We start from the raw sequence: 25358 nt of genomic DNA, 5'->3' as shown, positions 1-25358 counted from the left end.
CTTAATTTTCCTCCTTTACTAACACATCATTATTTTTTTGTAGTAATGGGAAGCCTAATTTCTCACGCTCAGCTACAAAAGCTTTGGCTAATGCTCGTGCCATATTTCTAATTCTAGCTAAATATCCAGCTCGCTCTGTTACTGATACCGCTCCACGAGCGTCTAACAAGTTAAACGTATGACTACATTTCAACACATAATCATAGGCAGGATGCACTAAGCCATGTTCAATTTGAACTTGTGCTTCCTTCTCATAAGCATCAAATAAAGTTAGTAATAACTCTTGATTGCTTGTTTCAAATGCATATTTAGAATGTTCATATTCTGGTTCAAAGAAAATTTCTCCATAACGAACACCATTTGTCCACTCTAAATCATAAACACTATCAACTTCTTGCATATAAGAAGCTAAACGCTCAATACCGTATGTGATTTCACTTGTGACAGGTTTACATTCTAGACCACCAACTTGTTGAAAATAGGTGAACTGAGTAATTTCCATTCCATCTAACCAAACTTCCCAACCTAAACCAGCACACCCCATTGAAGGATTTTCCCAGTTATCCTCAACAAAACGAATATCGTGCTCTAATGGATTAATTCCTAATAATTTCAAACTTTCCAAATAAAGCTCTTGAATATTATCTGGTGAGGGCTTCATTACAACTTGGAATTGATGGTGTTGGTATAAGCGATTTGGATTTTCTCCATAACGTCCATCAGCTGGTCTTCTAGATGGCTCCACATAGGCTGCGTTCCAAGGCTCTGGACCAATTGCTCTTAAGAAAGTATATGGGCTCATTGTTCCGGCCCCTTTTTCTGTATCATAAGATTGCATTAACATACAACCTTGATTTGACCAAAAATTTTGTAATGTTAAAATCATCTCTTGAATCGTTAATTTTTTACTCATTTTTATCGCTCCCTTTTTTTAATGTATTCTCACTTACAGTCTTATTTTCTAGCTTTTTTATTCCTCCTAGATTCATTTAAAATACAACAAAAAATCCCTATACTAACAAGAGATTCCTGTCAGTATAGGGACGATATTATCGCGGTTCCACCCTAATTCTAGTTAAAAAAACTAGCATCTTCATTGAATAAGCTCCAGAACGCCTTCAAAATTCCTTTTACATTTGGCTTCCACTATCCCAAACTCGCTATACTAAAATTAGAATTCTTACTACTTTCCTTCATCACTTCATTAGTATTTACTTGTTACTATAATAGCGTTAATCTAAGTCCTTTGTCAACTCATTTTAACATTTCCTTACTCTCTAGCAAAAATAGCTTGTTCCTCTGGAGATGCATCTGTCATTTTTAATTGTTTCTCAAAATCCGCTTGGACCACTAGACGCTCAACCCCAGCATCCGTGCTACATGTGTATAAGGTTAGTAACGTCTGTCCAATCACATCATCTAAAATATCCACACGTTCAGGTTCAACAACATAACTTTCTCTCGCAGTATAAATATAGATGTTTTGATTATCAGAAAGATAAATCTTCATACCTGGAGTCACCTGAAATAAGGGACCAAATAAAGAAGTGTCATTCCCTGGAACTTTATGCGCAGCCATTGGATAATTACCTTTCCCCATTTGTTGCCCTATTTTGTTAGTAGCTGCTCCACGATAGAGATTTTGTTCTCCAACACCTTTAACGATGGGTAAATTTAAATTTACATCTGGAATCGCTATACTCCCTAGATAAGTCTCGATATCTGAATCATCTAAATAGGTTTCAATCGGTTGGTAAGGTTGCTCTTTAAAAGCACTGCGCTCTTGTTTTTCATCTTCACTCTTCGCAGGATTGACTTTTTTTATTTTTTCCATAGTTATTTGCGTGTTTTGCTCAATTTTACGAGCCAAGTAAGTTCCATAAATGCTATTGGCTGAAAGTCCACCAATCCCAATAATTAATAGAACCACTGCTAAAATGCGCCATTTCTTTTGATTTGTTCTTTCTTTTGGACTTATTGATTGGTTCAATGAAAAAGCTTCTTCAATTTTCCCTTCTAATCTTAGTGCTAATTTTTGTCCCTCCAAATCAAAGCTATCCTGAGTTGGAAAAATAAAATGAGTACTAGCCCATTTATATTTTATTTTTAAAGGTTCTTTTGTATAATCTACTTTAATTCTATTTATATCTGACAAGTATGAAAAAATAGTTGCTTTTTCTGATGTTACTTTTGTCCCACTCTCTTTTGATTGATTGACCTCTATATTTTCTTGATTTAATTTATCTTTAGCCATGTTTTCCACCCTTGTATTCATTTAGAAACTAAGTATTATACGCAACAATGTACCTATGTATCCATCATAAATGCTCCCAAGCACGAACATTATAAAATAAGTCGTGCTTGGTTTTTATTTATGATGAAGTTATAATTTTTAGTGTTTATTTATTATTTTTTACGACGGCTTTTAAAGATAGCACCAATTGAACCACCCACTGCTGTCAAACCACCCACTGCTGGTAGCATACCTAATCCAGCATTAGTTTGTGCTAATTTAGTTGGTTTGTTTGCTTTAGCAACTGGAGCACTAACTGTAGGTGCGACTGTGTTACCTGTATTAGCTGCAACAGAACCAGTACCAACATCTGTTCCACCAGTACTAGTTGTAAAAGCAAAATTAATCGTATATTGATCTAATTGTTTGAAAATATCTTCATAGGTTACATCTAAAACGTAGCCAATTGTTGTATTAGAAGAGAAATTAAATTCTTTAACAACTGGCTGTCCTTCTGTAAGTAAATCAACTACATTTAATGTATAGTTGGTTCCACCTGTATTCCAAACATCAAAACGCAATGTGCCATCTTTAGCAGTATACGACGCTTTATTGTCTACATTGTTTTTAGCTGAATCAATAGTTAAAGTTGTTTCCTCTTTATATGTTTGGAATATTTCATTAACAACTGCAACTGGAACTGTAAAACTTGCAGTTTGTAATTCTGTTGTTGTTGCTTTTGTTGATTTTCCAGCTGATGCTTCGCGAGTTTCGTTAACTGTATACTGAACTGGATAGATACCCAGCTTAGTTGTATCTAGAGAACTAACATCAGCAGTAATTGTTCCAAGAAAAGCTTCCCCATCAGCATTTACAAAAGTGATTTTATCTAATGGATTAAATGTTGAACCTAAATTAATTAGTGGAAAATTATTTTCAGAAAATTCAGCTCCACCAAACAATAATGTGAAGTCACCGATATATTGGCCCACTTCTTTCTCTTCTTCAGTCAACGTCACTGTAAACGGAAAGGCATCTTCCCCATTTGTGATCGTGAATGTAAATTCAGTTCCAATAGTACCGCTTCCATTTGCTACAGCAGAATTTGGATCAGTATTTTCAAATGCAGCCCAGAAAAAACCAGTTTCTGATGTGTGTTTAAATCCAATTGAATAAGTATCATCTAACGCTATTGTTTGATCATAGTAAGCCGAATACTCATTTCCTGAATCTTTTTCTTTACTTGCAGTAATTGTTGCTGCATTTGCTGCAATTGGAGATAAAATAGCGGTTACACCTACTCCTAAAACTAAACTACTAACTACAATACCTTTAACTAAATTATTTTTAAAACTATTCTTCATTTTCTTCCTCCTAGAATCCTTTTTTCTTATAGTATCTTATGGATACATTTATAATGTTATCAATGTGCACTTTAAATTTCAATTGTATTTTTTAAATAAAAACCTCGACTTTGTTAATGTGAACAACATGTGAATTTTTATTTTTATTAAATAACGGTAATTTTAAAAACTAGAAATATAAAATAAATATCTATGTAAGCTTATTCAGGAAAAAAGCTAATATAATATAACAATTATGTATATTTTGTTTTTCTGATAAATTAGCAAGTTAATTATTTCTTTTTTAGAAAAAAGAAATTGCTAAAAAAAAAGAAACCAACATTATTCTATTGGTTTCTTTTTCGGTAAAAGCATGTCACCCCAAGTATGCATTTGATCAATAAAGCTTTTACTTTTTAATTTAATTCCAACCGATTCGTCATAAATCATATCTAGTAACCGTCGCAACTCCGTCTTTGTTTCCTCTTTTACCTTAATTTCACCTAGTTGCTCTAAATCAATTCTTGAAAAAATGCGTAAAAAATGAATAGCTCTTGGCGTAGCATGGTAACGATGTACATCTAAATGCCAATCTTTTTGACAGAGTAACCCACCATAGCTAGAAGAGTAATCAAAAATTCCTTCCGTTGTACCGCAAGCAACACAACCTCTAAGTTCAGGAGCAACACCAAAATAAGGTAAAAGTTGAACTTCAAAAATATTCAGCATGATTTCAGGATCATAACCTTCGTCGATATCTGTTAAGGTCATTTCAATTTTATGAAACAGAGTTGGATCGACAATACCATCTTCCAATGCTGCATCAGCTAATCCTAAGACATACGTTGCATATGCATTTAAAAAGATATCTTTTTGCATAGAAGAATAATGATGAACTTCTTTTGCATCTCTTAAAAAACAAAGCCCTGACTCACGAATATCGGCAATATATTGAGCTTTTGTAAAAGGTAAAATAGCAGATTTTAATTTGCTATTTGGTTTTCTTGTTCCTTTCACGAAAAACATTCGTTTTCCAAAACGATTGGTAAATATTTTAACCAACCGATCATTTTCACGATGATTTCGGACAGATAAAATGATTCCATCCACTTCTTCTAATTGAGACATCCTATCGCTCCCTCCTACAACTAGTATTTAAAATCAAGAAAAGCCGAGAAATTAATCTCAGCTCTTCTAAAATCTGGTTTAATAGTTATCTTTACGGTAACCATAATCGGTTAAATAGTTTTGTTTATCGCGCCAATCTTTTTGAACTTTAACCCACAATTCTAAATAAATCTTATCTCCTAGCATTACTTCAATATCTCGACGAGCTTTAATTCCGATGTCTTTCAACATTTTCCCGCCCTTACCAATAATAATCCCTTTTTGCGAAGAGCGTTCCACGATAATCGTCGCTTGAACTTGAACTTTATCATTTTCATTGCGTTTCATACCTTCTACTACTACTGCAACTGAATGAGGGATTTCCTCACGAGTCAACTCTAAAACCTTCTCACGAATTAACTCAGAGACAATAAAGTACTCAGGATGATCTGTTACTTGGTCTTCTGGGTAAAATTGTGGTCCAGCAGGAAGATAACGTAACAACTCATTCAATAGTGTTTCAACATTATTCCCTTCTGTAGCAGAAATCGGCACAATTTGTTCAAAAGGTAATAATTCCCGATAATTATCAATAATTTCCAATAATTTTTCAGGGTGTACTTTGTCAATTTTATTAATAACTAAGAAAATTGGTGTCTTATTTCCTTGCAATTTTTCAATAATAAAATTATCACCAGGGCCACGTTTTTCTTCTGCATTTACCATTAAGATAATAACATCTACTTCTCTTAAAGTACTTAAAGCTGAATCCACCATAAAATCACCTAAGCGATGTTTTGGTTTATGAATACCTGGAGTATCAATAAAGATCATCTGTGCTTCTGGTGTTGTATAAATCCCTTGAATTTTATTTCTAGTCGTTTGTGCTTTGTCACTCATAATTGCAATTTTTTGCCCTACTACGCGGTTTAGTAAAGTTGATTTTCCAACGTTAGGACGGCCAATAATGGCAACAAAACCTGATTTGTGTTCGCTCATGTAATTAAATCCTCCGGTGTAAAAGCGCCAGGTAAAAGACTTGCAATCGTCGTTTCCATTTGGTCACCCTTTTTATTTGTTAATAAGATCGGCATAGTAGACGGACAAAATTCAGCTATTACTTGTCGACAAGCTCCGCATGGTGCAATAGGACCATCTGTATCGCCTGTAATCACTAAGTAACTAAACTCTCTTTCGCCCTCTGAAATCGCCTTAAAAATAGCTGTACGTTCAGCACAATTTGATAAACCATAGGAAGCATTCTCAATATTACATCCTGAATAAATCTTACCATCTGTTGTTACTAAAGCAGCACCCACAGGAAAATGCGAGTATGGAACATAAGCTTTAGTTAACATTTCGTTGGCTTTTTGAATCCAAAGTTGTTTTTGGACGTCTTGCTTTGTCATAACTAGTTACCCCTTTAAAAGAATAGTTGAATTAATTTGGGAATAAAAATAATAGCTCCAACAACAACAGAAAAACTCGCTGTCACTAAAACGGCTGCCGCTGCCATATCTTTAGCTTTTTTTGCTAAAGGATGAAACTCTTTATTCGTGGCTAAATCAACAACATTTTCTATCACAGTATTCCATATTTCCATCACAATTACAAGAAAAATAGTCAACAGCATCCATAACCATTCATTTTTACTAATATTCAAATACCAGCTTAAGAGCAAAACAAGAGCACCAAGTAAAAGATGAATTTTCATGTTTAATTCTTCTTTATAGACCGTTACAACCCCATCACAGGCATGCTTAAATGACTCCAAAAAATTTTTATTTTTTTCACATCGTTCATCAAATTCTTTTTTGTCTTGAGCTTCTCTTTCATCGTTCCAGTCCATAGGCATCCAATATCTCTTTCTGCAAGTCAAACATCACTTTTTCTTCCGCTTCTTCCATATGGTCATACCCATTTAAATGAAGGAAACCATGAAGGGCTAGGAAACCAAGTTCGCGGTCAAAACTATGTCCATAGTCAGATGCTTGCTCTGCTGTTTTATCAACCGAAATAATAATATCGCCAATGTTTCTAGGCATTTTTTCATCTAATAAATCAAAATTGATTGCAACCTCATCAGGAACTTCATCCTCCATTGCAAAGCTAATTACATCAGTCGGTTGGTCTTTTCCTCGATAGTCCCGATTGATGACTTGTATTGCAGCATTATCAACAAAAGTTACAGACATTTCTGTATCTTCTGGCAAATTTATATGTGATCCCGCAAATTCTAAGAGAGTTTTCACCATTTTCGTTTGTTCTTCTGTAATTTTTCCTGTTTCGTCAAATAAATCTAATTCCATTTTCGGCCTTCCTTTCACCCTATTTTTCAGTCGCTTTATCTTTTTTTAAGCTAGGGTATTCTATTCTTGAGTGAAATGTTCCATTTAGACCTTCACAAATTGATTTTTCAATAATTTTGAGCTCTTTTAAGGTAATTTCACATTCGTCAAACTGTCCGTCAATAATTCGGCCATTAATTAAATTGTGAATAAAATCAGCAATTTTTTCTTTGGTTGGATTTGACATTGCTCGAACTGCAGCTTCAGCGCTATCGGCAATATTAATAACTGCTGCTTCTTTAGTTTGTGGCTTTGGTCCTGGATAGCGGAAATCAGACTCTTTAACCGTATCATCGTGCTCTTTAGCTTTCACATAAAAAAACTTCATTAACGTTGTTCCATGGTGCTGTGCACATATATCAATAATACTCTGAGGCATCTTAGCCTCCTCTAACATTTTAACACCTTCAGTTACATGATTAAAGATAATTTCTTTACTCTCTTCCGGAGTTAACATATTATGCGGATTATCCATGCCTACAGGAAGATTTTCAACGAAAAAGAACGGATGCCTAATCTTACCTACATCATGGTAATAACTAGCTACCCTAGCAAACATAGAATTTCCACCAATTGCTCCAACTGCATTGGCACTAAGGTTCGCTACCATTAGACTGTGATGGTAGGTGCCTGGAGCTCTTGTTAAAAGCTCTTTTAACAATTCTTGGTTTGGATTAGCTAATTCATTCATCGTCATAACCGCATTGTCTTCAAATAAAACTTCAATATAAGGATTTAATAATAAAGCCATTAAATAAGATAGTAACCCACTCAACGACCCATAAACAATAATCATTATTCCTTCTTGAGACGCAATTTGAATATTTAAATAGAAGATAAACGCGAATAAAAAGAGTATATTGAAAATAGTTAACCAAATAAAACTAATATACATTTTTCTACGCACTCGGTTCCGACTTAACATCGTTCCCATCGCTCCACTTAGTAAGTAAAATAATGTAATAATAATGCTAAAACTCGTTCCAGTATCTGAAATATAAATAAAGATAGAAAAAGCGGCAAGAAAAGCATTCGCAATTATACCGAAACGCCTAGATAAAAAGATCGTTAGCAACAACGGAACTAATGCCGCCGGATAAAACATTGCTAAGAAATCAGCTCCAACATCTTGAATTAATTGCAGGCCTTTCATTACTCCAATCCCCATGATCATCATAAAGGCATATAAAGTTAAATTTTTTCCACGTTGGACCATTTTTTCGCGTTGCGTCAACTCTAAGAAATACAATACCAACGCTTGAGCTATCAGCATAATCACTAAACCGTACATTGGTTGGTAAGAAGTTTTCTTATCTAATAGCCCTAATAATTTTAATTGATGCATCACATTAGAATCAACTATATGACCTTCTTGTACAATCACTTGTCCTTGTAAAATCAATGCTGGTTGAACTCTTTCAACGGCTTCCGCTTTCGCTAGTTCTGTAGCTTTTTTATCATAGATATCATTTTCGACAATACTATTTTCAATTAATAGTACACTAACTCGTTGATTGTTTCCTGTTAAATTTGTATAATCTAATTGATCTTTAGCTTTTTGTTTAACGTCAGCTAAAGCCTCAGCACGAATAGGATTTTCCATTGCCTCTTTAACTAATTTCAAGACATTTTCTTTAATCGTTTTTAATGTAGAACTTTCTGTATCTACTAAATGAACCAAAGCCCAATCTGGCAAAGCAGTAATGAATTCCTCAGCTTGATCATTTGTGTTTTTCATTTTTTCATGAATCAAACTTATTTTTTCTTTGGAGCTAGCCTCAGATGTTTCTGCAGTTGCATTAGGTGCCTCTGCTTTTTTTCTTTCAGCTAATTGACTTTTCACCTCATCAATTGTTGCAAATAAAAAGTTAATATTTGAAATTTTCGTCGTTGCGATCGTTGAGTTAAAACGATATACCGGCGTGACATTTTCTTTTGCTAAATTTTGAGATTCTAATGTTTTCTCTCTGTCTTCGACCGTTGCATTTGCTCGAACCGTTTCCTCTGCAACCTGGTAAAGTTTTACATCTAGTGATCGGGGTTGCACACTATGAAACATAATTAAGAAAAGAACAACAGAAAATAGGATTAGTAATGTAGGTATATAATATTTTCCCATCTTCTTTTGTATTCGTTCTATCGCTCGTTTCATTCCTTCACTTCCTATTCTGGTTCATTAAATTGTTGTTTCGTCTCTTGGTCATAGGCTTCTATAATGCTGGCAACAACTGGGTGACGAACAACATCATTGGAGTCAAACGTAACAAAGCCAATTCCTTTAATCCCTTGGAGCGTCCGTTCTGCATGAACTAATCCACTGGATGCGCCTCTGGGCAAATCAATTTGCGTTTTATCACCATTGACAATCATTTTAGAACCAAAACCTAAACGAGTTAAAAACATCTTCATTTGAGCGGCTGTTGCATTTTGGGCCTCATCTAGAATAACAAAAGCATCTTCTAGCGTTCGACCACGCATATAAGCCAACGGTGCAATTTCAATTACACCACGATCCATTAAACGACTTGTATGCTCGGAACCAAAGACACTGTTTAAGGCATCATAAATGGGACGTAAATAGGGATCTACTTTTTCTTTCAAATCACCTGGTAAAAATCCTAGTTTTTCTCCGGCTTCAACTGCCGGTCTAGTTAGAATTAATTTTTTGACTTCGCCTTTTTTTAAGGCATCGACTGCCATAACAACAGCTAAATAAGTTTTTCCAGTTCCTGCTGGACCAATTCCAAAAGTAATATCGTTCTTTTTTACAGCTGCTACATATTGTCTTTGCCCAAAATTTTTAACTCGAATGGGTTTCCCTTCACGATCTTTCCCAATCTCTTCATCATACATAGAGCTAAAATAATCAAGAGTACCACGATCCGCCATTTTAAGAGCACCTATAATATCAGGCGTACCAATTGAAATCCCTTTTTTTAATAGTTCTTGTAATTGTCTTAAAATAGAAACTGTTGTATCTACGTTTTTTTCTTGACCACTAACATCTATCTTTTCGCCTCGGCTATTAATTGTTACATTTAATGATTCTTCTAGTAAAGTTAAGTTTTTATCATGATTTCCAAATAATGCAACAGCAATATCGCCATTATTTATCTGGAGTTCTTTCGTTACTTCATCTGATTTGGTCAAACTAGTGACCCTCCTTTTCCAGTTACGATTCTGAATGGTTTCACTTAAAATGATAGCATATTTTAGCCTTAAAAAGAAGTATTGACTTTCGCTAGAGAAAGAAACATCCTTCTACAGTTAAAACAGAATAATAAAAATAGTTAAATCAAGTTTATAGAAAACCCAATTTAACTATTTTAATAGTAGTTTTTAGTAATTACTTATTTTTGATTTCTTTTTAAATAGAGATTAATTAAAAGCGATGTTGTGCTTAATACCCCTATCCCAAGACCCCATCCGTTTAATTTTTGATTGAGAACTAATTGACCGACTGGGACCGTCAACAATAGACCGTTTACTAAAGTATTCACCTTAAAGACTTTCCTCATTATAACAGGGTCTAACGCTTTATCTGTTAAATTTTCCGTTGTATCAACTAAATTCCTTGTAATTTCAAAACTTTTTTTTGTCGTATTTCTAATAAATTTTTCCATTTTAATAGCCTCCCTCGTATTCTTCCTCAAATAATTTGTTTCACTTATTAAAACATATACCTTTTGAACTAAATTGTCAACTACTAATAATATGTAAAAAAAGAAGAAAAGTAACGGTTACTTTTCCTCTTTTTTAGATTCTTGCGGTTTAATGATACCAGATAACTCGATAAATAATTGGTTAATTTTAATTAGTGTTGTATTCATTTCTTCTAGCTGATTTAAATCAAAATCAGCAAACAGTTTTTCAACAATTTCTGTTGCTTTTTTTGTATTTTCAATTAGTACTACACGCCTATCTTTCTTAGAACGAGTACGAAAAAGATACCCTTTTTCTTCTAATTTATCGCACATCGCGGTAGCTGCTCCCGGTGTCATAGCAAACATTTTTGAAATATCCGTAATTTTAACGTCTGATTTGATTGAAAGTGTGACTAGGACAATCATTTGACTTTCAGATAAATCCGAAGCGCTTGACGAAGTAAAAATGGTATTAAAGTCAGTGGTATTCTTTTGTATCTCACTTAACGTACTTAACACATGATTAATGAGTTCTTCTTTCATTTAATTCCTCCTCATTTAGTTGACTTATTAAAACATATACTGCTTAACAACTAAAGTCAAGGAACGAAAGCATAACAAAAAAGAGTCTAGTAGAATTTCTTCTACCACACTCTTTAAAGTTTTAGTTTAATAACTCTTTGACAATCCGATTAACTTCATTGCCATCTGCTTTACCTTTTGTTTCAGGCATCACAGCACCCATTACTTGGCCAAAGTCCTTCATAGAAGAAGCTCCAACTTTAGCAATTGCGGCACTAACAATTGTTTTAATCTCATCCTCAGAAAGTTGTTTAGGCATATATTTTTCAACAATTTCAATCTCAGCTTGAGTTTTATCAACTAAATCTTGACGATTAGCTTTTTTAAACTCTGCAACTGAATCACGACGTTGTTTCATTTCACGCGCAAGAATAGTTAATTCTTGATCTGCATTCAATTCTTCACCTAATTTAATTTGTTCATTTTGTAATGAAGCCTTAAGCATTCGAACTACAGACAAAGTTTCTTTGTCTTTTGCACGCATTGCTGTTTTCATATCTTCATTCAAAGTTGTTAGAAGTGACATTGGTGTCCCCCCTCAGTATTAGTGAAACTGTTGTTAGAATTTACGCTTTCTAGCAGCTTCAGATTTTTTCTTACGCTTCACACTTGGTTTTTCATAGAATTCGCGTTTGCGAGCTTCTTGTAAAGTACCTGTTTTAGAAACGGTACGTTTGAAGCGACGAAGAGCATCATCAAGAGATTCGTTTTTACGAACGACTGTTTTTGACATATTAAATTCCCTCCCTCCGAGCTTATAAAAGTAACCGTTTTTCATTATGCAACCAACTTAAGTTTGTCATAAATAATAACTGTCCTTCTACATTATAGCGAATGAATAAAATTACGTCAATAAAACATTTGAAATTCTTACGAAAAACTTCAAATTTTTTATTTATTTGTTGGTATATAAGCTTAGTGAGAGCTATTTATTTTAAGGACTCTCATTTTGCCTTAACATTTAATTAAAAATGTCATCCATTTTTTTGTTTATCTCTTAAAATAAGTGTATAAATCAAAAAAAGTATTTTAGAATCCCAACTAGAAAATCCTAAAATACTTCCTATTAAACGGCTACACATTTTTCACATTTTCCAAATATTTCAAATCGATGGCTTTCAATTTCACAACCTGTTAATTGATCTTCAAAAAAATTCATTGGACACATGTTAATTTCTCTCGTATTTCCACATATTGTACAGATAAAATGATGATGATGTCCTGTATGCATGCATCCAAAACGAAATATTTTTTCACCATTTAGTTCTGTTTCTTCTAGAATATTCATTTCTACAAAAGTGTATATATTTCGATAGATAGTATCATAACTTAAATTAGGATACTTATCTTTTAAACAAATTTGAACTTCCTTTGCAGTCAAGTAACGATTTTCGTTTGCAAATAATAGGAGCATATTTTCACGCTTGTCAGTGTACTTATACCCATTTTCTTTTAGTTTTTGAATTGCTTGTTCAACTGCTGTCACGCTTATTTACCCCCTTTATTCGATTAATTTCTCTATCCTCTATTATAACGATTCCTCTTCTTTTAAGCAACTATGCTTACTTATTATAAGCAAAAAAACAGAATAGAGTACTATTTACTTCAATATAAACATTTTTAATAGGTCTTTTTTCTATTTAATACGTCTTATTGCATTTTTATAGTATGTATTATATACTATTATTTAAAGAAATGACTGCAATTGAGGTGTAACAATGGAGTTAACAACAAGACAAAAGAAAATCATTCAAATTGTTAAAACAGATGAACCGATTAGTGCCGATAATATTGCGAAACAATTAAGTTTATCCAAACCAACATTAAGAAGTGATTTAGCTATTTTAACGATGACTGGCATTTTAGATGCTCGTCCTAAAGTTGGTTACTTCTTTTCTGGACAAAATTTTGACCCGCTGCTTTTCGATGATTTATATGAAAAGAAAATTACAGAAATCATGGTTCCCCCTATTAATGTAAAAAAGGAAACTACAGTTAGTGATGCTGTAACCATGCTTTTCATGCATGATGTCGGCACTTTATATGTCGTTGAAAATGATGAATTGTTAGGTGTTATTTCACGAAAAGATTTGTTACGTAGTACGATTTCAAGTACTGATACGCATACTATCCCAGTAGCTATGATTATGACTAGGATGCCAAATGTTATTACAATTCAAGAAAATGAACGTATTCTTGATGCAGGTTACAAAATTATTCAACATGAAATTGATTCTATTCCAGTTGTTGATACACAAAATCCTCTAAAGGTAATTGGGAAAATTTCAAAAACTGTTGTACTAAAACATTTTATAAACGAAGCATTACATTTAAATAGATAATTTTATTTAATCCCTTAAACAGCTATAGAAGGAGTTTAGGTTATGAATACAAATCCTGTTATTTATGTTTTATCTGATTCGATTGGAGAAACTGCTCAAAAAGTGGTCTCTGCTGTTCTTGTTCAATTTCCAACTTTAAAAATTACAGATATTCGCCGCCATCCTTTTATTGAAGATAAGATGATGTTAAACGAAATCTTAAATGAAGCCTTAAAAGAAAATGGCGTAATCGTACATACTTTAGTGACCGCTGAATTTGTAGATTTAGTGACTAATTTTTGCCAAGATACGGGACTTTCTTTTGTTGATGTGATGAGTCCTTTAACTAAAGTTCTCCATGCTAAAACAGGAATTGCTCCAAAAGAAGAACCTGGCGCCCTTCACAAGCTTGACGAACATTATTTTAGACGTGTCTCCGCAATTGAGTTTGCCGTAAAATTTGATGATGGTAAAGATCCTAGAAGTTTTTTATTGGCAGATTATGTTATTTTAGGCATTTCACGTACCTCTAAAACACCGCTAAGTATGTATTTAGCTAACAAAAATTATAAAGTTGCAAATTTACCTTTGATTCCAGAAGCAAGTTTGCCAAAAGAATTATTTGAAATTGATCCTGCGAAGATTATCGGTCTAACAAGTAGTCCAGAAGCTCTTATGAAAATCAGAACCTCTCGCCTAAAATCGTTAGGTCTAAATGAAGATTCTAGCTACTCTAGTAAAGAACGAGTCATTGAAGAATTAGCTTATTCAGCCAAGCTTTACAGTCAGCTTGGCATTAAAGTTATTGATGTTGAACATCGAGCTATTGAAGAAACAGCGGCTCTAATTTGTGAACTACCCTAATGACGTTTGTCCCTCCATATGGAGTACAATATATTCGATACCTTTAGGCATAAAAAACCTCATTTTTGTGTCTCCTAAACCTTTTGACTTGCCTCCTCAGGGCAAGTCTTTTTTTCTACCTTAAATTTGAGTTGCTTCACTTGTTAAATACGCTATAATAAAAGAAACAATAGAAATTATTAAAGGAGCTTTTTTTATGGAGAATCAAACAGATCAATTTGTTTACATTATTTCAGATTCAGTTGGCGAAACTGCCAATAAATTAAGTCAGGCAGCCATGTCTCAATTTCCAACAACCGATTTCAATGTTTCTCGTTACCCTTTTGTACGTGGAGAAGGAACATTACTTTCAATTTTAGAACAAGCTAAGAATGAAAATGCGATGATTGTTCACACCTTAATCACGGATGGTCTAAGTAAAATTGCGTGTGATTTTTGTCAGGAACATAATTTATTTTGTTTTGACTTGTTAAATCCAATGGTAGACGAAATTGTTAAACGGACTGGATCTACTCCTAGTAAAGAACCTGGTGCCCTACATCAATTAAACGACAATTATTTCCACCGTATCGGTGCGATTGAGTTTGCCGTTAAGTACGACGATGGAAAAGATCCAAAAGGCTTCCTAGAGGCTGATATTGTTATTTTAGGCGTATCTCGTACGTCTAAAACACCTTTGAGTATGTTTTTAGCTAATAAAAACTTAAAAGTGGCAAATCTGCCATTAATCCCAGAATCACATATTCCAGATCAGTTATGGAAAGTCAATCCTAAAAAAATTGTGGGGTTAACAAATGATCCAGAACTATTAAACTCTATCCGACGTGAACGCATGATTGCTTATGGATTAAATCCAGATACGACTTATTCTGATAGAGATCGTATTAATGAAGAATTAGAATTTGCGCAAAATCTCTATGAGAAATTAGGCTGCCTAGTCATTAATGTTGCCACGAAATCAATTGAAGAAACAGCTGCCATTATTTTGGACACCCTTCAATTAGACGATATGAGTTATGATAATTAATCGTTAATAAAAAAGCGTATTCTCAAAAGAGAATACGCTTTTTTCGTCTGGACACGCATTAGTTACCTTCACTAATGTCTGATTATTTGATTGTTCTTTTAAAGGTTAAATTAAGCTTGGATTTCAGCTACAACACCGGCTCCAACTGTACGTCCACCCTCACGGATAGAGAAGTTCGTTCCTGCTTCGATAGCGATTGGGTTGATAAGAGTTACTTCAATTGTAACGTTATCGCCAGGCATTACCATTTCAACGCCTTCTGGTAACTCACAAACACCAGTTACATCAGTTGTACGGAAGTAGAACTGTGGACGGTAGTTTGTGAAGAATGGAGTGTGACGTCCACCCTCTTCTTTTGATAATACATAGATTTCAGCTTTAAACTTTGTGTGTGGAGTGATTGTACCTGGTTTAGCAAGTACTTGTCCACGTTCGATATCTTCACGAGCTACACCACGTAGTAATGCGCCAATGTTATCTCCAGCTTGTGCGTAATCTAATAATTTACGGAACATTTCAACACCAGTTACAATTGTTTTTGTAGGGGCTTCGTTGATCCCAACAATTTCAACTTCTTCACCAACACGTACTTCACCACGTTCAACACGTCCTGTTGCAACAGTTCCACGTCCAGTGATTGAGAATACATCCTCAACTGGCATCATGAATGGTTTTTCAGTATCACGTTGTGGAGTAGGAATGTACTCATCAACTGCAGCCATTAATTCTAGAACTTTTTCTTCGTATGAAGCTTCGCCTTCTAGGGCTTTAAGAGCTGAACCAGCGATAACTGGAGTGTCATCACCTGGGAAATCGTATTCTGATAATAGATCACGAACTTCCATTTCGACTAATTCTAATAATTCTTCATCATCAACCATGTCTACTTTGTTTAAGAAGACAACGATGTATGGAACACCAACTTGACGAGAAAGTAAGATATGCTCACGAGTTTGTGGCATTGGACCATCTGCAGCAGATACTACTAAGATAGCGCCATCCATTTGTGCAGCACCAGTGATCATGTTTTTAACGTAATCCGCGTGACCTGGGCAATCTACGTGTGCGTAGTGACGAGTGTCAGTTTCATATTCGATGTGTGAAGTATTGATTGTAATACCACGTTCTTTTTCTTCTGGAGCGTTATCGATATCTGCATAGTTTTGCGCAGAACCGCCACCATGTTTAGATAATACAGTTGCGATTGCAGCTGTTAAAGTTGTTTTACCATGGTCAACGTGTCCGATAGTACCAATGTTAACGTGACTTTTTGAACGATCAAATGTTGCTTTTGCCATTTTATTATTTCCTCCTTATAATTACATCTTTTTTATTTTATTTAGAATTGGCTCGTTTAAATTAAATTTCTCCGCCATTTTTTTTAATAATTTCTTCTGAAATTGATTTTGGAACATCTTCATAATGATCAAATGTCATTGAGAATGTACCACGTCCTTGTGAAGCTGAACGCAATGTTGTTGCATAACCAAACATTTCTGATAAAGGAATCATACTTTGAACGATTTGAGCATTACCACGTGTTTCAGTTCCTTCAATTCGACCACGACGAGCTGTAACATGTCCCATAACATCACCTAAATAATCTTCTGGTACTGTAATTTCAACCGCCATAATTGGTTCAAGAATAACAGGATTTGCTTTTTTAGCCGCATTTTTAAGTGCCATTGAAGCAGCTACCTTAAAGGCCATCTCATTTGAATCGACATCATGATACGATCCATCATACAGTTTCGCTTTAATATCCACTAATGGATAGCCAGCTAAAACTCCATTTTCTAATGCGCCTTCCAAACCGGCCTTAACAGCTGGGATATATTCACGAGGAACAACCCCACCAACAATCGCATTTTCAAATTCAAACCCTTTACCTTCTTCATTCGGTGTAAATTCAATCCATACGTGACCGTATTGACCTTTACCACCCGATTGTCGAACGAATTTACCTTCGGCTTCAGTCGAACCACGGAAGGTCTCACGATAAGATACTTGAGGAGCACCTACGCTAGCTTCTACATTAAACTCGCGACGCATACGATCAACAATAATATCTAAGTGTAACTCTCCCATCCCAGCGATAATTGTTTCGCCAGTTTCTTGGTCTGTTTCAGCCCGGAAGGTTGGATCTTCTTCAGCAAGCTTTTGTAAAGCAATACCCATTTTATCTTGATCAGCTTTTGATTTTGGCTCAATCGCTACTTGGATAACAGGTTCTGGGAAAATCATCGATTCTAAGATAACTTCTTGTTTTTCATCACATAATGTGTCACCAGTTGTTGTATCTTTAAGGCCAACTGCCGCTGCAATATCTCCTGAATAAACGACAGGAATTTCATTACGTGAATTCGCGTGCATTTGTAAAATACGACCGATTCGTTCACGTTTGCCTTTAGTCGCATTTTTTACATAAGAGCCACCATTTAATGTTCCAGAATATACTCGGAAGAAAGTTAAACGTCCAACGAATGGATCTGTCATAACTTTAAATGCTAAGGCAGCAAAAGGGGCATCATCATCAGCTGGACGAGCAACAACTTCTTCAGTTCCAGGAACCGTTCCAGTAATTGCAGGTACATCCAATGGTGACGGCAAATAATCAATAACTGCATCAAGCATTAATTGAACCCCTTTATTTTTAAAGGCTGATCCACATAATACAGGATAAAATTCAGCTTTGACAGTCGCTTCACGGATAGCTTTAACGATTTCGTCATTAGTCAGCTCTTCGCCTTCTAGATATTTCATCATTAAGTCTTCGTCTGTTTCAGCAACGGCTTCGATTAATTTATCACGCCACTCATTAGCCAGTTCTTGATAGTCTGCAGGAATATCTTCCTCACGAATATTATTACCTAGATCATCTTCATAAATTTCAGCCTTCATTTTGATTAAATCAATAATTCCAGTAAAATTATCTTCAGCACCTATTGGCAATTGAATTGGATGTGCATTTGCCTGTAAACGATCATGGATTGTTCCAACAGAATATAAGAAATCAGCTCCTGTTTTATCCATTTTATTCACAAAAACAATACGAGGTACGCCATATGTTGTAGCTTGACGCCAAACGGTTTCTGTTTGTGGTTCTACACCTGATTGTGCATCAAGTAAAGCAACAGCTCCATCTAACACGCGTAGTGAACGTTCTACTTCAACAGTGAAATCAACGTGACCAGGAGTATCAATAATATTCACGCGGTAGCCATTCCATTCTGCTGTTGTTGCTGCAGATGTAATCGTAATTCCACGTTCTTGCTCTTGATCCATCCAGTCCATTTGTGCTCCACCATCATGCGTCTCACCAATTTTATGAATTTTACCTGTGTAATAAAGGACACGCTCTGTTGTTGTTGTTTTACCAGCATCAATATGCGCCATAATTCCAATATTACGTGTTTTTTCTAGAGAAAACTCTCTTTTTGACATTAGTTTCGTACACCTCTCTTTTGGTTAAAATTTAAGCTGTATTACCAACGATAATGAGCAAAAGCTTTATTGGCTTCTGCCATTTTATGAGTATCTTCACGTTTTTTAACAGCTGAACCAGTATTGTTAGCAGCATCCATGATTTCTTTTGCAAGACGTTGTTCCATAGTGTCTTCTCCACGTAAACGTGAATAGCTTACTAACCAACGTAAACCAAGCGCTGTACGACGATCGGCACGAACTTCAACTGGAACTTGATAGTTAGAACCCCCAACACGACGAGCTTTAACTTCTAGCACAGGCATGATATTTTTCATTGCTTGTTCAAATACTTCCATTGGATCATTGCCAGTTTCCTCTTTGATCATTTCAAATGAACTATAAAGAATTGTAGCTGCTTTTCCACGTTTTCCATCAACCATAATACGGTTAACTAAACGTGTTACTAATTTTGAATTATAAATTGGATCAGGTAAGACATCACGTTTTGTAATCGGACCTTTACGAGGCATCCAAATTCCTCCTTTCAAAGAGTATATTTTTTAAGTTTAACAATTTCATCTAAAATTTAAGCTTTTGGTCTTTTCGCACCATATTTTGAACGGCTTTGTTTACGATCTGTCACTCCAGCTGTATCTAAAGCACCACGAACAATATGATAACGAACTCCTGGTAAATCTTTTACACGTCCACCACGAATAAGAACGACACTATGTTCTTGTAAGTTGTGCCCAATTCCTGGGATATAAGCAGTCACTTCTAATAAGTTAGACAAACGCACACGAGCATACTTACGTAACGCTGAGTTAGGTTTTTTAGGCGTCATTGTTCCCACACGAGTACATACACCACGTTTTTGAGGTGATTTAGTGTCTGTTTGACGTTTCTTAAAACTGTTGTAGCCTTTGTTCAATGCTGGTGAATCTGACATTGATTTTGTTGACTTACGACGCTTACGAACTAATTGATTAATTGTAGGCATTTAATTTCCCCCTTCCTAAATTCTTTCATACTAGGTCCACACATCCGGGTGATTCTTTTTTTTGCAAAAAAAAACAACTAACTGTTTAAAGCAATAAAATCGTCCCTGTATGTACGCTGTTGGCTGATTAAATTTCCCAGCTACCTTTCCTTAAGACTGGTGTTAAAGGAATCTCTTTCAAAGCCACTACCAATACTATCAGCTTTAAATATTTTGTCAACCGTTATTATATAAAAAGTTATTTTTTCTTGAAATAGATAACACAAAAAAATATAAAAAGTTATTTTTTTATTTGAAATTTCATTGCCATCTCAATGTTATCCTTTGTTTTTGGTATTCATTTTAGATAACGTTGCTATTTTTTTTATTTTTTAACAATTTTTTTAAAAGTGCTTTTTTTAAATTCATTTCCTCTATCTTTATTCAATAAAAGAACCCTCAAATAAATAGTTGTTATTAAAAAAACTGTTAAGCACGAATTGCATTTCGTACTTAACAGTTTTTAATTTTAGATTTCTTTGATACTATTCTTAAAAACTCCTGCCAGCTCCGCCTCCGCCGCTAGAACCGCCTCCGCCAAAGGAGCCTCCACCACCAAAGCCGCCAGAACCTCCTGAACCACTGCCACCTCTGAAAATTCCGCTAGATAAGCCAAATAATAGTGGTGAAATGTTTCCTCTACGTCTACGTCCACCTGGGCCATTAGAACCGCCTCCACCAAAAAATATACTGACTACAACAATGATTCCAATCAAAATAAAAACACTTAGTATTCCAGAATCATCGCTATCTGAATATTTCTCAGCATCAACTTCGTATCCAGAGAAAATTTCCTCATTCTTAAAATCGTATTCACCATTTATTTTAACTGCTACTTCTGTAAAGATACTCTTTAAAGCTTCGTCAAATTTATCGGCTTTTAACAAGTCTATATTCCGATCCAAAATTGCACCTGTACCACTATCTGTTAATGCTCCTTCAAGACCATATCCAACTTCAATCCAAATTTGGCGCTCTTCAAGTGAAAATAAAATTAGCACTCCGTTATCCAATTTTTTATTGCCAATTTGCCATTTTTCAAATAATTGATTGGCATAGTCCTCCCGCGTTAATCCCTGCATATTTTTTACAGCTGCAACAGCAATTTGAGGTTTCTCTGTAGTTTGTTGATAGTTATTATTCACTGATTGAATAAATTGCTCAGTAGTTGAGGATAGAATTTTTGCGTCGTCCACATAATAATTAGAGGTCGCCGCTGGAAAAGTAGACGCTGCATTTATTGTTTGTGGAAAAAAGAACAGGGCCATTAAACTAACGACAATTACGCTCAGATACAAAGACAATTGTTTATTTTTAATTTGCATTTTCTTCAGCTCCTAGGCTCTTTTCACTCATAAATTCTTTTTAATCAAAATTAACTGATGGAGCTTTATCGGCTCCATCTACTGCAGTAAAGAATGCTCGCGGTTCAAAGCCAGTCATGTTCGCAATAATTGAGCCTGGAAATCTTTTGACTTTATTATTATACGTTTGAACAGCTTTATTATATCGATCACGCTCAACAGAAATTCTATTTTCAGTTCCTGCTAATTCATCCATTAATCCCTGTACATTTTGATTTGATTTTAAATCAGGATAATTTTCAACAACAACTAATAATCTTGAAACAGCTGATTCTAGTTCATTATTGGCTTTAACCTTATCATCTACTGTCTTTGCTCCACTTAACTTAGAACGCGCATCAGCAATTGCACCAAAAACTTCCTTCTCTTGTGTCATACTTCCTTTAACAGAATTGACCAAATTGGGAATTAAATCATATCTTCTTTGTAATTTTGATTCGACATTTGCCCACTGAGAATCGACAGCACTCTCGGCATTTACCAATGAATTGTATGAGGTAATAAATGGAATAGCTAGTAGAGCTAAAACCACCACCACTCCAATAACAGCTTTCATCCAATTTTTCATTTTCATTCCTACTTTCTATAATTATTTAAATTAAAAATGTAACTTAATTATACAATATGCACAATCTGAAAGAATCCATCTAAAGGTGTATCTTTATTTTGTATCTAGATTATTCCTTTTGACAATCACTAACGCTACTAATAGAACGACAATTCCAGCTGATAAAATTAATGTGTCAATTGGTTGGCCATGATTAGTAATAATGATTCTAATTACCGCTGTAATACCAATATAAATGAAATAATCCAAAGGAAAATGATAGTTGGATTCAAAATATTTCACAACGAGGGAAATAAACTCGAAGTACAAGAAGAAAACTAATATTTCTTGAATCAATTCATAATAGTCATGAAATCCATTTTGGGTAATCATTAAGAAAATATAGACAATCTCTTTGGCTAAACAATAGGCTAAAACTAAACCTAAAATAGATAACGCAACATTTAATAACAATCTTAAGAATTTAGCTATTTTTAAGGTATATCCTGAATAATTCATAGCTTTAATTCTTTGGTACATTTTATTGAAATATGTATCACTAATATCCCTATCAACTGATTTTGACTAAAAAGTTACTTCAAACATTCACTGTTCAAAAATATTGAGGAATAAATTTTGGGTGTAAGGCATTTTGAGCATACTTCTCCCTGGATAACTTCCCAGTAAAAAAATCGTTAGATTGTTGGATTAGATCCATTGACTGGCTCGCCTCAGGCGAGCAAAGACCCTGTAGAATTCATTCTGATACACATGATAACTAGATAATTTGAGATAGACTCGTCTACCCGTTTGGACTAATTTCCCAGCAACTTTCAGAAACTTCAATCGAATAGAATGAATGGTCATTCCCTTTTGGACTTCCTCAAAGCCAATCGTTCTTAAGAAGTTGACTAAGTTGTAAGCTATCAAGCTGAGCATCATTCGGACATGATTCTCCAAAAAGCGAGGACTGTCTGTCTTGTCAAAGTAAAAGCCAGCTTTCGCTTCTTTAATGAAGTTCTCCATTGTGCCACGTTTGGCATAGAGAGAAAAGATGGTATCAGGAGAAACATTTTCTGATAGATTCGTCACGATAAACTCATGTCGAAAGAGTAGTTCGCCCGCTTCACGTGTTGAGCGTATACACACGCGACGACTTTGTGACCAGGATTGTGCTTGATAAGTGGTGGAGAAGTACTGAACTTCTCGTTCTTCCCACTTTTGATTATCGCCATAAAGTACTGATTTCTCAGCTATTTGACCTAGTCTACGATTATTCTTCAGTCGAATAACATAATGACTCTTTTTTGATTCACACGAATCATACACACCAGGTGTAGCGAACCCGCTGTCTCCACGAACCAAGATGTCAGTGTTTGGTAGAGAGTGATTATAGTGCTCTAATAAAGGTGTGAGAAACTCCTTTACGCCTTTTGATGTATATTGATTTCCTGAACGTAGTTCAGCTTTTAAGAAGTCACCAGTCAATCCGTCAAAAGCTACCAATGGATGATAACCATAGGTTTGGTAGTGGGTATTATAATCCGTTTGTTCTTGGTGACCAAATGTATCTGAATGGGTCGAATCTAAATCAATGATTAATTCCGTATCATTACGGATGAGGCGTGCTTTATCAATAAGTTCTTGGTTCAAAGCTTGAAGTTCATGGATATTCTCCTCAGATAGTCGATCTAAAAATCGAGAAAGTGAAGATTGAGAAGCGAGTTCTTTCCTATCTAAAACAGCTTTAAACACAGGATCTTGTCTCAGGAGATTAGCTGCAGAATCAGCTGAGTAACCAGCAATTAATTGCATAATGAACTGCTCAAGTATGGATAAGTTGTCATGAGTAAAATATGCTCGTTCGTCTTCAATGTGAATGTGTTGCTTAGCCAGTTCAGAAAAACCGAAGGTGTTCATCAGCTCTTTCACTAGGACGAGACCCGAATCACTCGATAATTGACCACCTGTATGAGAAATAGTGATATTTGAATTGAATTTTACTTGGTTTTTGTGTAAGCTAGTCATTAGAAGAACTCCTTTCTTTTGGTTGGTTTAGTCACTTTAACCATAGCAGAAAGGGGTTCTTTTTTCATCACTTAACGGGTGAAGATGAAAAAGTAATTGTAAGCTGCCGTGAGGCAGTTTCACATGGTTTTAATTAAAAGTATGAATTATTCAGGGTATATTTATTCTCATTAAATTCCATCTTACTCACTCATTTCTTTTTGGGTATAGTTTATCATAACTTTTTTTTAGGAAAATAAAAAGAAATAATGTTTAATTTTCTCATTTTATTTAAATTTCTTACTAAATGTAAAGTATTTCTTTATTCCGATAAAAAACACACTATTTTAATTAAAACTTGGTATAATAGTTTTTAAAGAACTGATTTGCATGGCTTTTACTAGGATTATCTGAATTTTCAACCTATACTTACTTAGTGTGGCTATTTTAGTATTCTGTTTTTTCAAAAAAACTGAAAATTCGAATCTGATTGAACCTACTATTCTATAATTGGAGGAACTAAAATGAAAAAAATATTAATTGTTGAAGATGATAATGACATTAACAAACTTTTATCTGAATTTTTATCTGCTGAAGGATATGAGACACAATCAGCTTTTTCAGGCACAGAAGTTCAATTTTATACAAAACAAACTCAATTTGATTTAATCCTTTTAGATTTGATGCTACCTGGAATCAATGGTGAAGAGATTATTCAAGAAATTCGTCAAACAAACCAAACTCCCATCATCGTGATTTCAGCTAAATCTGATAAGCAATCTAAAATAGATGTTCTAAAATCAGGTGCAGATGACTTTGTTTCAAAACCTTTTGATTTAGATATTCTTTCTGCAAGAATTGAAACCAATTTGCGCAGAAGCAACACTCTTCCTATTGATACAAAAAACATGGAGTTAACGCATAAAGGGATTCTTCTACAACCAGATAGTCGCAAAGTATATTTAAATGAACAGTTATTGAAACTAACAAACTTTGAATTTGATATTTTAGCTCTTTTAATGTCTAATCCGAAAAAAGTATTTACTAAAAGTAATATTTTTGAAAGTGTTTGGCAGGAAGAATCTTTGGTTGGCGATGATGGGACTGTCAGTGTTCATATTAGTCATTTACGGACTAAATTTGCAAAAGTAAGTCCTGATATTGTTTATATTGACACTGTTTGGGGTATTGGCTTTAAAATGAATGATGATTAGTTTCTTGACTAACAAAGCTTATTAGTTTCTTACAGTTTATCTTTTAAACTTAAACTGTTGTTGCTTTAATTTTATTAGGCTAGTTCTTTTGAGCCAGCCCTTCAAGAAAAAGATGAAATTTCGAGGTGGCAAAAAATGCCACATCAAATTTCCCTATTTTCTTGCCAGGCCTAACCGGCTCAACAAACTTTTTATCAAGGCTAGTTCTTTTGAGCCAGTCCTTCGAGAAAAAGATGAAATTTCGATGTGGCAAAAAACGCCACATCAAATTTCCCTATTTTCTTTCCAGGCC

At 34.6% G+C, this 25358-nt stretch carries 27 protein-coding genes and 1 other annotated feature; of the genes, 4 read left to right on the top strand and 23 right to left on the bottom strand.

Features of this window, described 5'->3' with window-relative positions; translation table 11 throughout:
* Position 1 precedes the first annotated feature (1 nt).
* The 15 genes from glyQ to BR77_RS02415 form a co-directional block, all read right to left on the bottom strand.
* Positions 2 to 913, bottom strand: a complete 912-nt coding sequence (glyQ, locus tag BR77_RS02485) for a glycine--tRNA ligase subunit alpha (RefSeq protein ID WP_010053724.1) — start codon at positions 911 to 913, stop codon at positions 2 to 4.
* Between the two features lie 123 nt (positions 914 to 1036).
* Positions 1037 to 1206: a binding site (T-box leader), on the bottom strand.
* Positions 1207 to 1270: 64 nt separating this feature from the next.
* Entirely contained in the window at positions 1271 to 2254 is a 984-nt protein-coding gene (locus BR77_RS02480; protein ID WP_015076443.1) for a class A sortase, read from the bottom strand.
* A 152-nt stretch (positions 2255 to 2406) separates the two neighbouring features.
* Positions 2407 to 3597, bottom strand: a complete 1191-nt coding sequence (locus BR77_RS02475) for a hypothetical protein (RefSeq protein WP_015076444.1) — start codon at positions 3595 to 3597, stop codon at positions 2407 to 2409.
* 321 nt (positions 3598 to 3918) lie between these two features.
* A complete protein-coding gene (gene recO, locus BR77_RS02470; protein ID WP_015076445.1) occupies positions 3919 to 4704 on the bottom strand; it encodes a DNA repair protein RecO in 786 nt (261 codons plus the stop codon).
* A 78-nt stretch (positions 4705 to 4782) separates the two neighbouring features.
* Positions 4783 to 5682 (bottom strand): GTPase Era, encoded by a 900-nt coding sequence (gene era / locus BR77_RS02465; protein WP_010053720.1) that lies wholly within the window; start codon positions 5680 to 5682, stop codon positions 4783 to 4785.
* Entirely contained in the window at positions 5679 to 6092 is a 414-nt protein-coding gene (locus tag BR77_RS02460; RefSeq protein WP_015076446.1) for a cytidine deaminase, read from the bottom strand. Before BR77_RS02460 ends, era begins: the two co-directional genes overlap by 4 nt.
* A 14-nt stretch (positions 6093 to 6106) precedes the next feature.
* Complete coding sequence (locus tag BR77_RS02455) at positions 6107 to 6532, bottom strand: diacylglycerol kinase family protein (protein WP_010053715.1); 426 nt, start codon at positions 6530 to 6532, stop codon at positions 6107 to 6109.
* Positions 6516 to 6992, bottom strand: a complete 477-nt coding sequence (ybeY, locus tag BR77_RS02450) for an rRNA maturation RNase YbeY (protein ID WP_010053714.1) — start codon at positions 6990 to 6992, stop codon at positions 6516 to 6518. The genes BR77_RS02455 and ybeY overlap by 17 nt, the downstream gene beginning before the upstream one ends.
* Positions 6993 to 7011: 19 nt before the next feature.
* Positions 7012 to 9183, bottom strand: coding sequence for an HD family phosphohydrolase (locus tag BR77_RS02445; protein WP_016356449.1), 2172 nt, complete (start codon positions 9181 to 9183; stop codon positions 7012 to 7014).
* Positions 9184 to 9194: 11 nt separating this feature from the next.
* Positions 9195 to 10145: a PhoH family protein gene (locus BR77_RS02440; RefSeq protein WP_278752372.1), complete on the bottom strand. Its 951-nt coding sequence runs from the start codon at positions 10143 to 10145 to the stop codon at positions 9195 to 9197.
* Positions 10146 to 10381: 236 nt separating this feature from the next.
* A complete protein-coding gene (locus BR77_RS02435) occupies positions 10382 to 10654 on the bottom strand; it encodes a hypothetical protein (RefSeq protein ID WP_016356451.1) in 273 nt (90 codons plus the stop codon).
* 117 nt (positions 10655 to 10771) lie between these two features.
* Positions 10772 to 11218 (bottom strand): MarR family winged helix-turn-helix transcriptional regulator, encoded by a 447-nt coding sequence (locus BR77_RS02430; RefSeq protein ID WP_015076452.1) that lies wholly within the window; start codon positions 11216 to 11218, stop codon positions 10772 to 10774.
* 121 nt (positions 11219 to 11339) lie between these two features.
* On the bottom strand, positions 11340 to 11783 hold the full coding sequence (locus BR77_RS02425; protein ID WP_015076453.1) for a GatB/YqeY domain-containing protein: 444 nt from the start codon (positions 11781 to 11783) through the stop codon (positions 11340 to 11342).
* Positions 11784 to 11816: 33 nt separating this feature from the next.
* Positions 11817 to 11990: a 30S ribosomal protein S21 gene (gene rpsU, locus BR77_RS02420; protein WP_010053707.1), complete on the bottom strand. Its 174-nt coding sequence runs from the start codon at positions 11988 to 11990 to the stop codon at positions 11817 to 11819.
* A gap of 333 nt (positions 11991 to 12323) precedes the next feature.
* Positions 12324 to 12743: a Fur family transcriptional regulator gene (locus BR77_RS02415; protein WP_010053705.1), complete on the bottom strand. Its 420-nt coding sequence runs from the start codon at positions 12741 to 12743 to the stop codon at positions 12324 to 12326.
* 232 nt (positions 12744 to 12975) lie between these two features.
* Between BR77_RS02415 and ccpN the strand changes: the two genes are divergently transcribed.
* The 3 genes from ccpN (at position 12976) to BR77_RS02400 (ending at position 15469) form a co-directional block, all read left to right on the top strand.
* Positions 12976 to 13599 carry a transcriptional regulator CcpN gene (gene ccpN / locus BR77_RS02410; RefSeq protein WP_010053704.1) on the top strand — a complete coding sequence of 208 codons (624 nt, stop codon included), beginning with the start codon at positions 12976 to 12978 and terminating at the stop codon, positions 13597 to 13599.
* A 42-nt stretch (positions 13600 to 13641) separates the two neighbouring features.
* Positions 13642 to 14442 (top strand): pyruvate, water dikinase regulatory protein, encoded by an 801-nt coding sequence (locus tag BR77_RS02405; protein WP_010053703.1) that lies wholly within the window; start codon positions 13642 to 13644, stop codon positions 14440 to 14442.
* A gap of 196 nt (positions 14443 to 14638) precedes the next feature.
* The gene (locus BR77_RS02400) at positions 14639 to 15469 is read left to right on the top strand and encodes a pyruvate, water dikinase regulatory protein (protein WP_010053701.1); all 831 of its coding nucleotides are present in this window, start codon (positions 14639 to 14641) and stop codon (positions 15467 to 15469) included.
* A 110-nt stretch (positions 15470 to 15579) separates the two neighbouring features.
* Here BR77_RS02400 and tuf read toward each other — a convergent pair whose 3' ends face one another.
* The 8 genes from tuf to BR77_RS02360 form a co-directional block, all read right to left on the bottom strand.
* A complete protein-coding gene (gene tuf, locus BR77_RS02395) occupies positions 15580 to 16767 on the bottom strand; it encodes an elongation factor Tu (RefSeq protein WP_035063830.1) in 1188 nt (395 codons plus the stop codon).
* Positions 16768 to 16828: 61 nt separating this feature from the next.
* Positions 16829 to 18913 (bottom strand): elongation factor G, encoded by a 2085-nt coding sequence (gene fusA, locus BR77_RS02390; protein ID WP_015076456.1) that lies wholly within the window; start codon positions 18911 to 18913, stop codon positions 16829 to 16831.
* 41 nt (positions 18914 to 18954) lie between these two features.
* Positions 18955 to 19425 carry a 30S ribosomal protein S7 gene (rpsG, locus tag BR77_RS02385; RefSeq protein WP_010053698.1) on the bottom strand — a complete coding sequence of 157 codons (471 nt, stop codon included), beginning with the start codon at positions 19423 to 19425 and terminating at the stop codon, positions 18955 to 18957.
* Between the two features lie 56 nt (positions 19426 to 19481).
* Positions 19482 to 19895: a 30S ribosomal protein S12 gene (gene rpsL, locus BR77_RS02380; RefSeq protein WP_010053697.1), complete on the bottom strand. Its 414-nt coding sequence runs from the start codon at positions 19893 to 19895 to the stop codon at positions 19482 to 19484.
* A 530-nt stretch (positions 19896 to 20425) separates the two neighbouring features.
* Positions 20426 to 21259, bottom strand: a complete 834-nt coding sequence (locus BR77_RS02375; protein ID WP_015076458.1) for a TPM domain-containing protein — start codon at positions 21257 to 21259, stop codon at positions 20426 to 20428.
* A gap of 40 nt (positions 21260 to 21299) precedes the next feature.
* Entirely contained in the window at positions 21300 to 21866 is a 567-nt protein-coding gene (locus tag BR77_RS02370) for a LemA family protein (RefSeq protein WP_010051800.1), read from the bottom strand.
* Positions 21867 to 21959: 93 nt separating this feature from the next.
* Entirely contained in the window at positions 21960 to 22385 is a 426-nt protein-coding gene (gene psiE / locus BR77_RS02365; RefSeq protein ID WP_035063826.1) for a phosphate-starvation-inducible protein PsiE, read from the bottom strand.
* A gap of 168 nt (positions 22386 to 22553) precedes the next feature.
* Positions 22554 to 23873, bottom strand: coding sequence for an IS1380-like element IS1678 family transposase (locus BR77_RS02360; RefSeq protein WP_015075518.1), 1320 nt, complete (start codon positions 23871 to 23873; stop codon positions 22554 to 22556).
* A 503-nt stretch (positions 23874 to 24376) separates the two neighbouring features.
* Between BR77_RS02360 and BR77_RS02355 the strand changes: the two genes are divergently transcribed.
* Positions 24377 to 25066 carry a response regulator transcription factor gene (locus BR77_RS02355; RefSeq protein ID WP_010051798.1) on the top strand — a complete coding sequence of 230 codons (690 nt, stop codon included), beginning with the start codon at positions 24377 to 24379 and terminating at the stop codon, positions 25064 to 25066.
* Positions 25067 to 25358 lie beyond the last annotated feature (292 nt).

It is taken from the genome of Carnobacterium maltaromaticum DSM 20342, assembly GCF_000744945.1.
Lineage (GTDB): Bacteria > Bacillota > Bacilli > Lactobacillales > Carnobacteriaceae > Carnobacterium > Carnobacterium maltaromaticum.
Note: the sequence above shows the minus strand (reverse complement) of the source record. Positions and strands in the feature narration are given on the sequence as shown.

What these genes read in the sequence shown, in the direction of transcription:
- BR77_RS02375 (WP_015076458.1), bottom strand. Translation starts at nt 21,259, where the DNA reads ATGCAAATTAAAAATAAACAATTGTCTTTGTATCTGAGCGTAATTGTC.
- BR77_RS02425 (WP_015076453.1), bottom strand. Translation starts at nt 11,783, where the DNA reads ATGTCACTTCTAACAACTTTGAATGAAGATATGAAAACAGCAATGCGT.
- BR77_RS02360 (WP_015075518.1), bottom strand. Translation starts at nt 23,873, where the DNA reads ATGACTAGCTTACACAAAAACCAAGTAAAATTCAATTCAAATATCACT.
- rpsG (WP_010053698.1), bottom strand. Translation starts at nt 19,425, where the DNA reads ATGCCTCGTAAAGGTCCGATTACAAAACGTGATGTCTTACCTGATCCA.
- BR77_RS02370 (WP_010051800.1), bottom strand. Translation starts at nt 21,866, where the DNA reads ATGAAAAATTGGATGAAAGCTGTTATTGGAGTGGTGGTGGTTTTAGCT.
- glyQ (WP_010053724.1), bottom strand. Translation starts at nt 913, where the DNA reads ATGAGTAAAAAATTAACGATTCAAGAGATGATTTTAACATTACAAAAT.
- rpsU (WP_010053707.1), bottom strand. Translation starts at nt 11,990, where the DNA reads ATGTCAAAAACAGTCGTTCGTAAAAACGAATCTCTTGATGATGCTCTT.
- BR77_RS02480 (WP_015076443.1), bottom strand. Translation starts at nt 2,254, where the DNA reads ATGGCTAAAGATAAATTAAATCAAGAAAATATAGAGGTCAATCAATCA.
- era (WP_010053720.1), bottom strand. Translation starts at nt 5,682, where the DNA reads ATGAGCGAACACAAATCAGGTTTTGTTGCCATTATTGGCCGTCCTAAC.
- BR77_RS02400 (WP_010053701.1), top strand. Translation starts at nt 14,639, where the DNA reads ATGGAGAATCAAACAGATCAATTTGTTTACATTATTTCAGATTCAGTT.
- ybeY (WP_010053714.1), bottom strand. Translation starts at nt 6,992, where the DNA reads ATGGAATTAGATTTATTTGACGAAACAGGAAAAATTACAGAAGAACAA.
- BR77_RS02460 (WP_015076446.1), bottom strand. Translation starts at nt 6,092, where the DNA reads ATGACAAAGCAAGACGTCCAAAAACAACTTTGGATTCAAAAAGCCAAC.
- BR77_RS02475 (WP_015076444.1), bottom strand. Translation starts at nt 3,597, where the DNA reads ATGAAGAATAGTTTTAAAAATAATTTAGTTAAAGGTATTGTAGTTAGT.
- BR77_RS02455 (WP_010053715.1), bottom strand. Translation starts at nt 6,532, where the DNA reads ATGGACTGGAACGATGAAAGAGAAGCTCAAGACAAAAAAGAATTTGAT.
- BR77_RS02435 (WP_016356451.1), bottom strand. Translation starts at nt 10,654, where the DNA reads ATGGAAAAATTTATTAGAAATACGACAAAAAAAAGTTTTGAAATTACA.
- rpsL (WP_010053697.1), bottom strand. Translation starts at nt 19,895, where the DNA reads ATGCCTACAATTAATCAATTAGTTCGTAAGCGTCGTAAGTCAACAAAA.
- ccpN (WP_010053704.1), top strand. Translation starts at nt 12,976, where the DNA reads ATGGAGTTAACAACAAGACAAAAGAAAATCATTCAAATTGTTAAAACA.
- fusA (WP_015076456.1), bottom strand. Translation starts at nt 18,913, where the DNA reads ATGTCAAAAAGAGAGTTTTCTCTAGAAAAAACACGTAATATTGGAATT.
- tuf (WP_035063830.1), bottom strand. Translation starts at nt 16,767, where the DNA reads ATGGCAAAAGCAACATTTGATCGTTCAAAAAGTCACGTTAACATTGGT.
- psiE (WP_035063826.1), bottom strand. Translation starts at nt 22,385, where the DNA reads ATGTACCAAAGAATTAAAGCTATGAATTATTCAGGATATACCTTAAAA.
- BR77_RS02355 (WP_010051798.1), top strand. Translation starts at nt 24,377, where the DNA reads ATGAAAAAAATATTAATTGTTGAAGATGATAATGACATTAACAAACTT.
- BR77_RS02445 (WP_016356449.1), bottom strand. Translation starts at nt 9,183, where the DNA reads ATGAAACGAGCGATAGAACGAATACAAAAGAAGATGGGAAAATATTAT.
- BR77_RS02405 (WP_010053703.1), top strand. Translation starts at nt 13,642, where the DNA reads ATGAATACAAATCCTGTTATTTATGTTTTATCTGATTCGATTGGAGAA.
- BR77_RS02430 (WP_015076452.1), bottom strand. Translation starts at nt 11,218, where the DNA reads ATGAAAGAAGAACTCATTAATCATGTGTTAAGTACGTTAAGTGAGATA.
- recO (WP_015076445.1), bottom strand. Translation starts at nt 4,704, where the DNA reads ATGTCTCAATTAGAAGAAGTGGATGGAATCATTTTATCTGTCCGAAAT.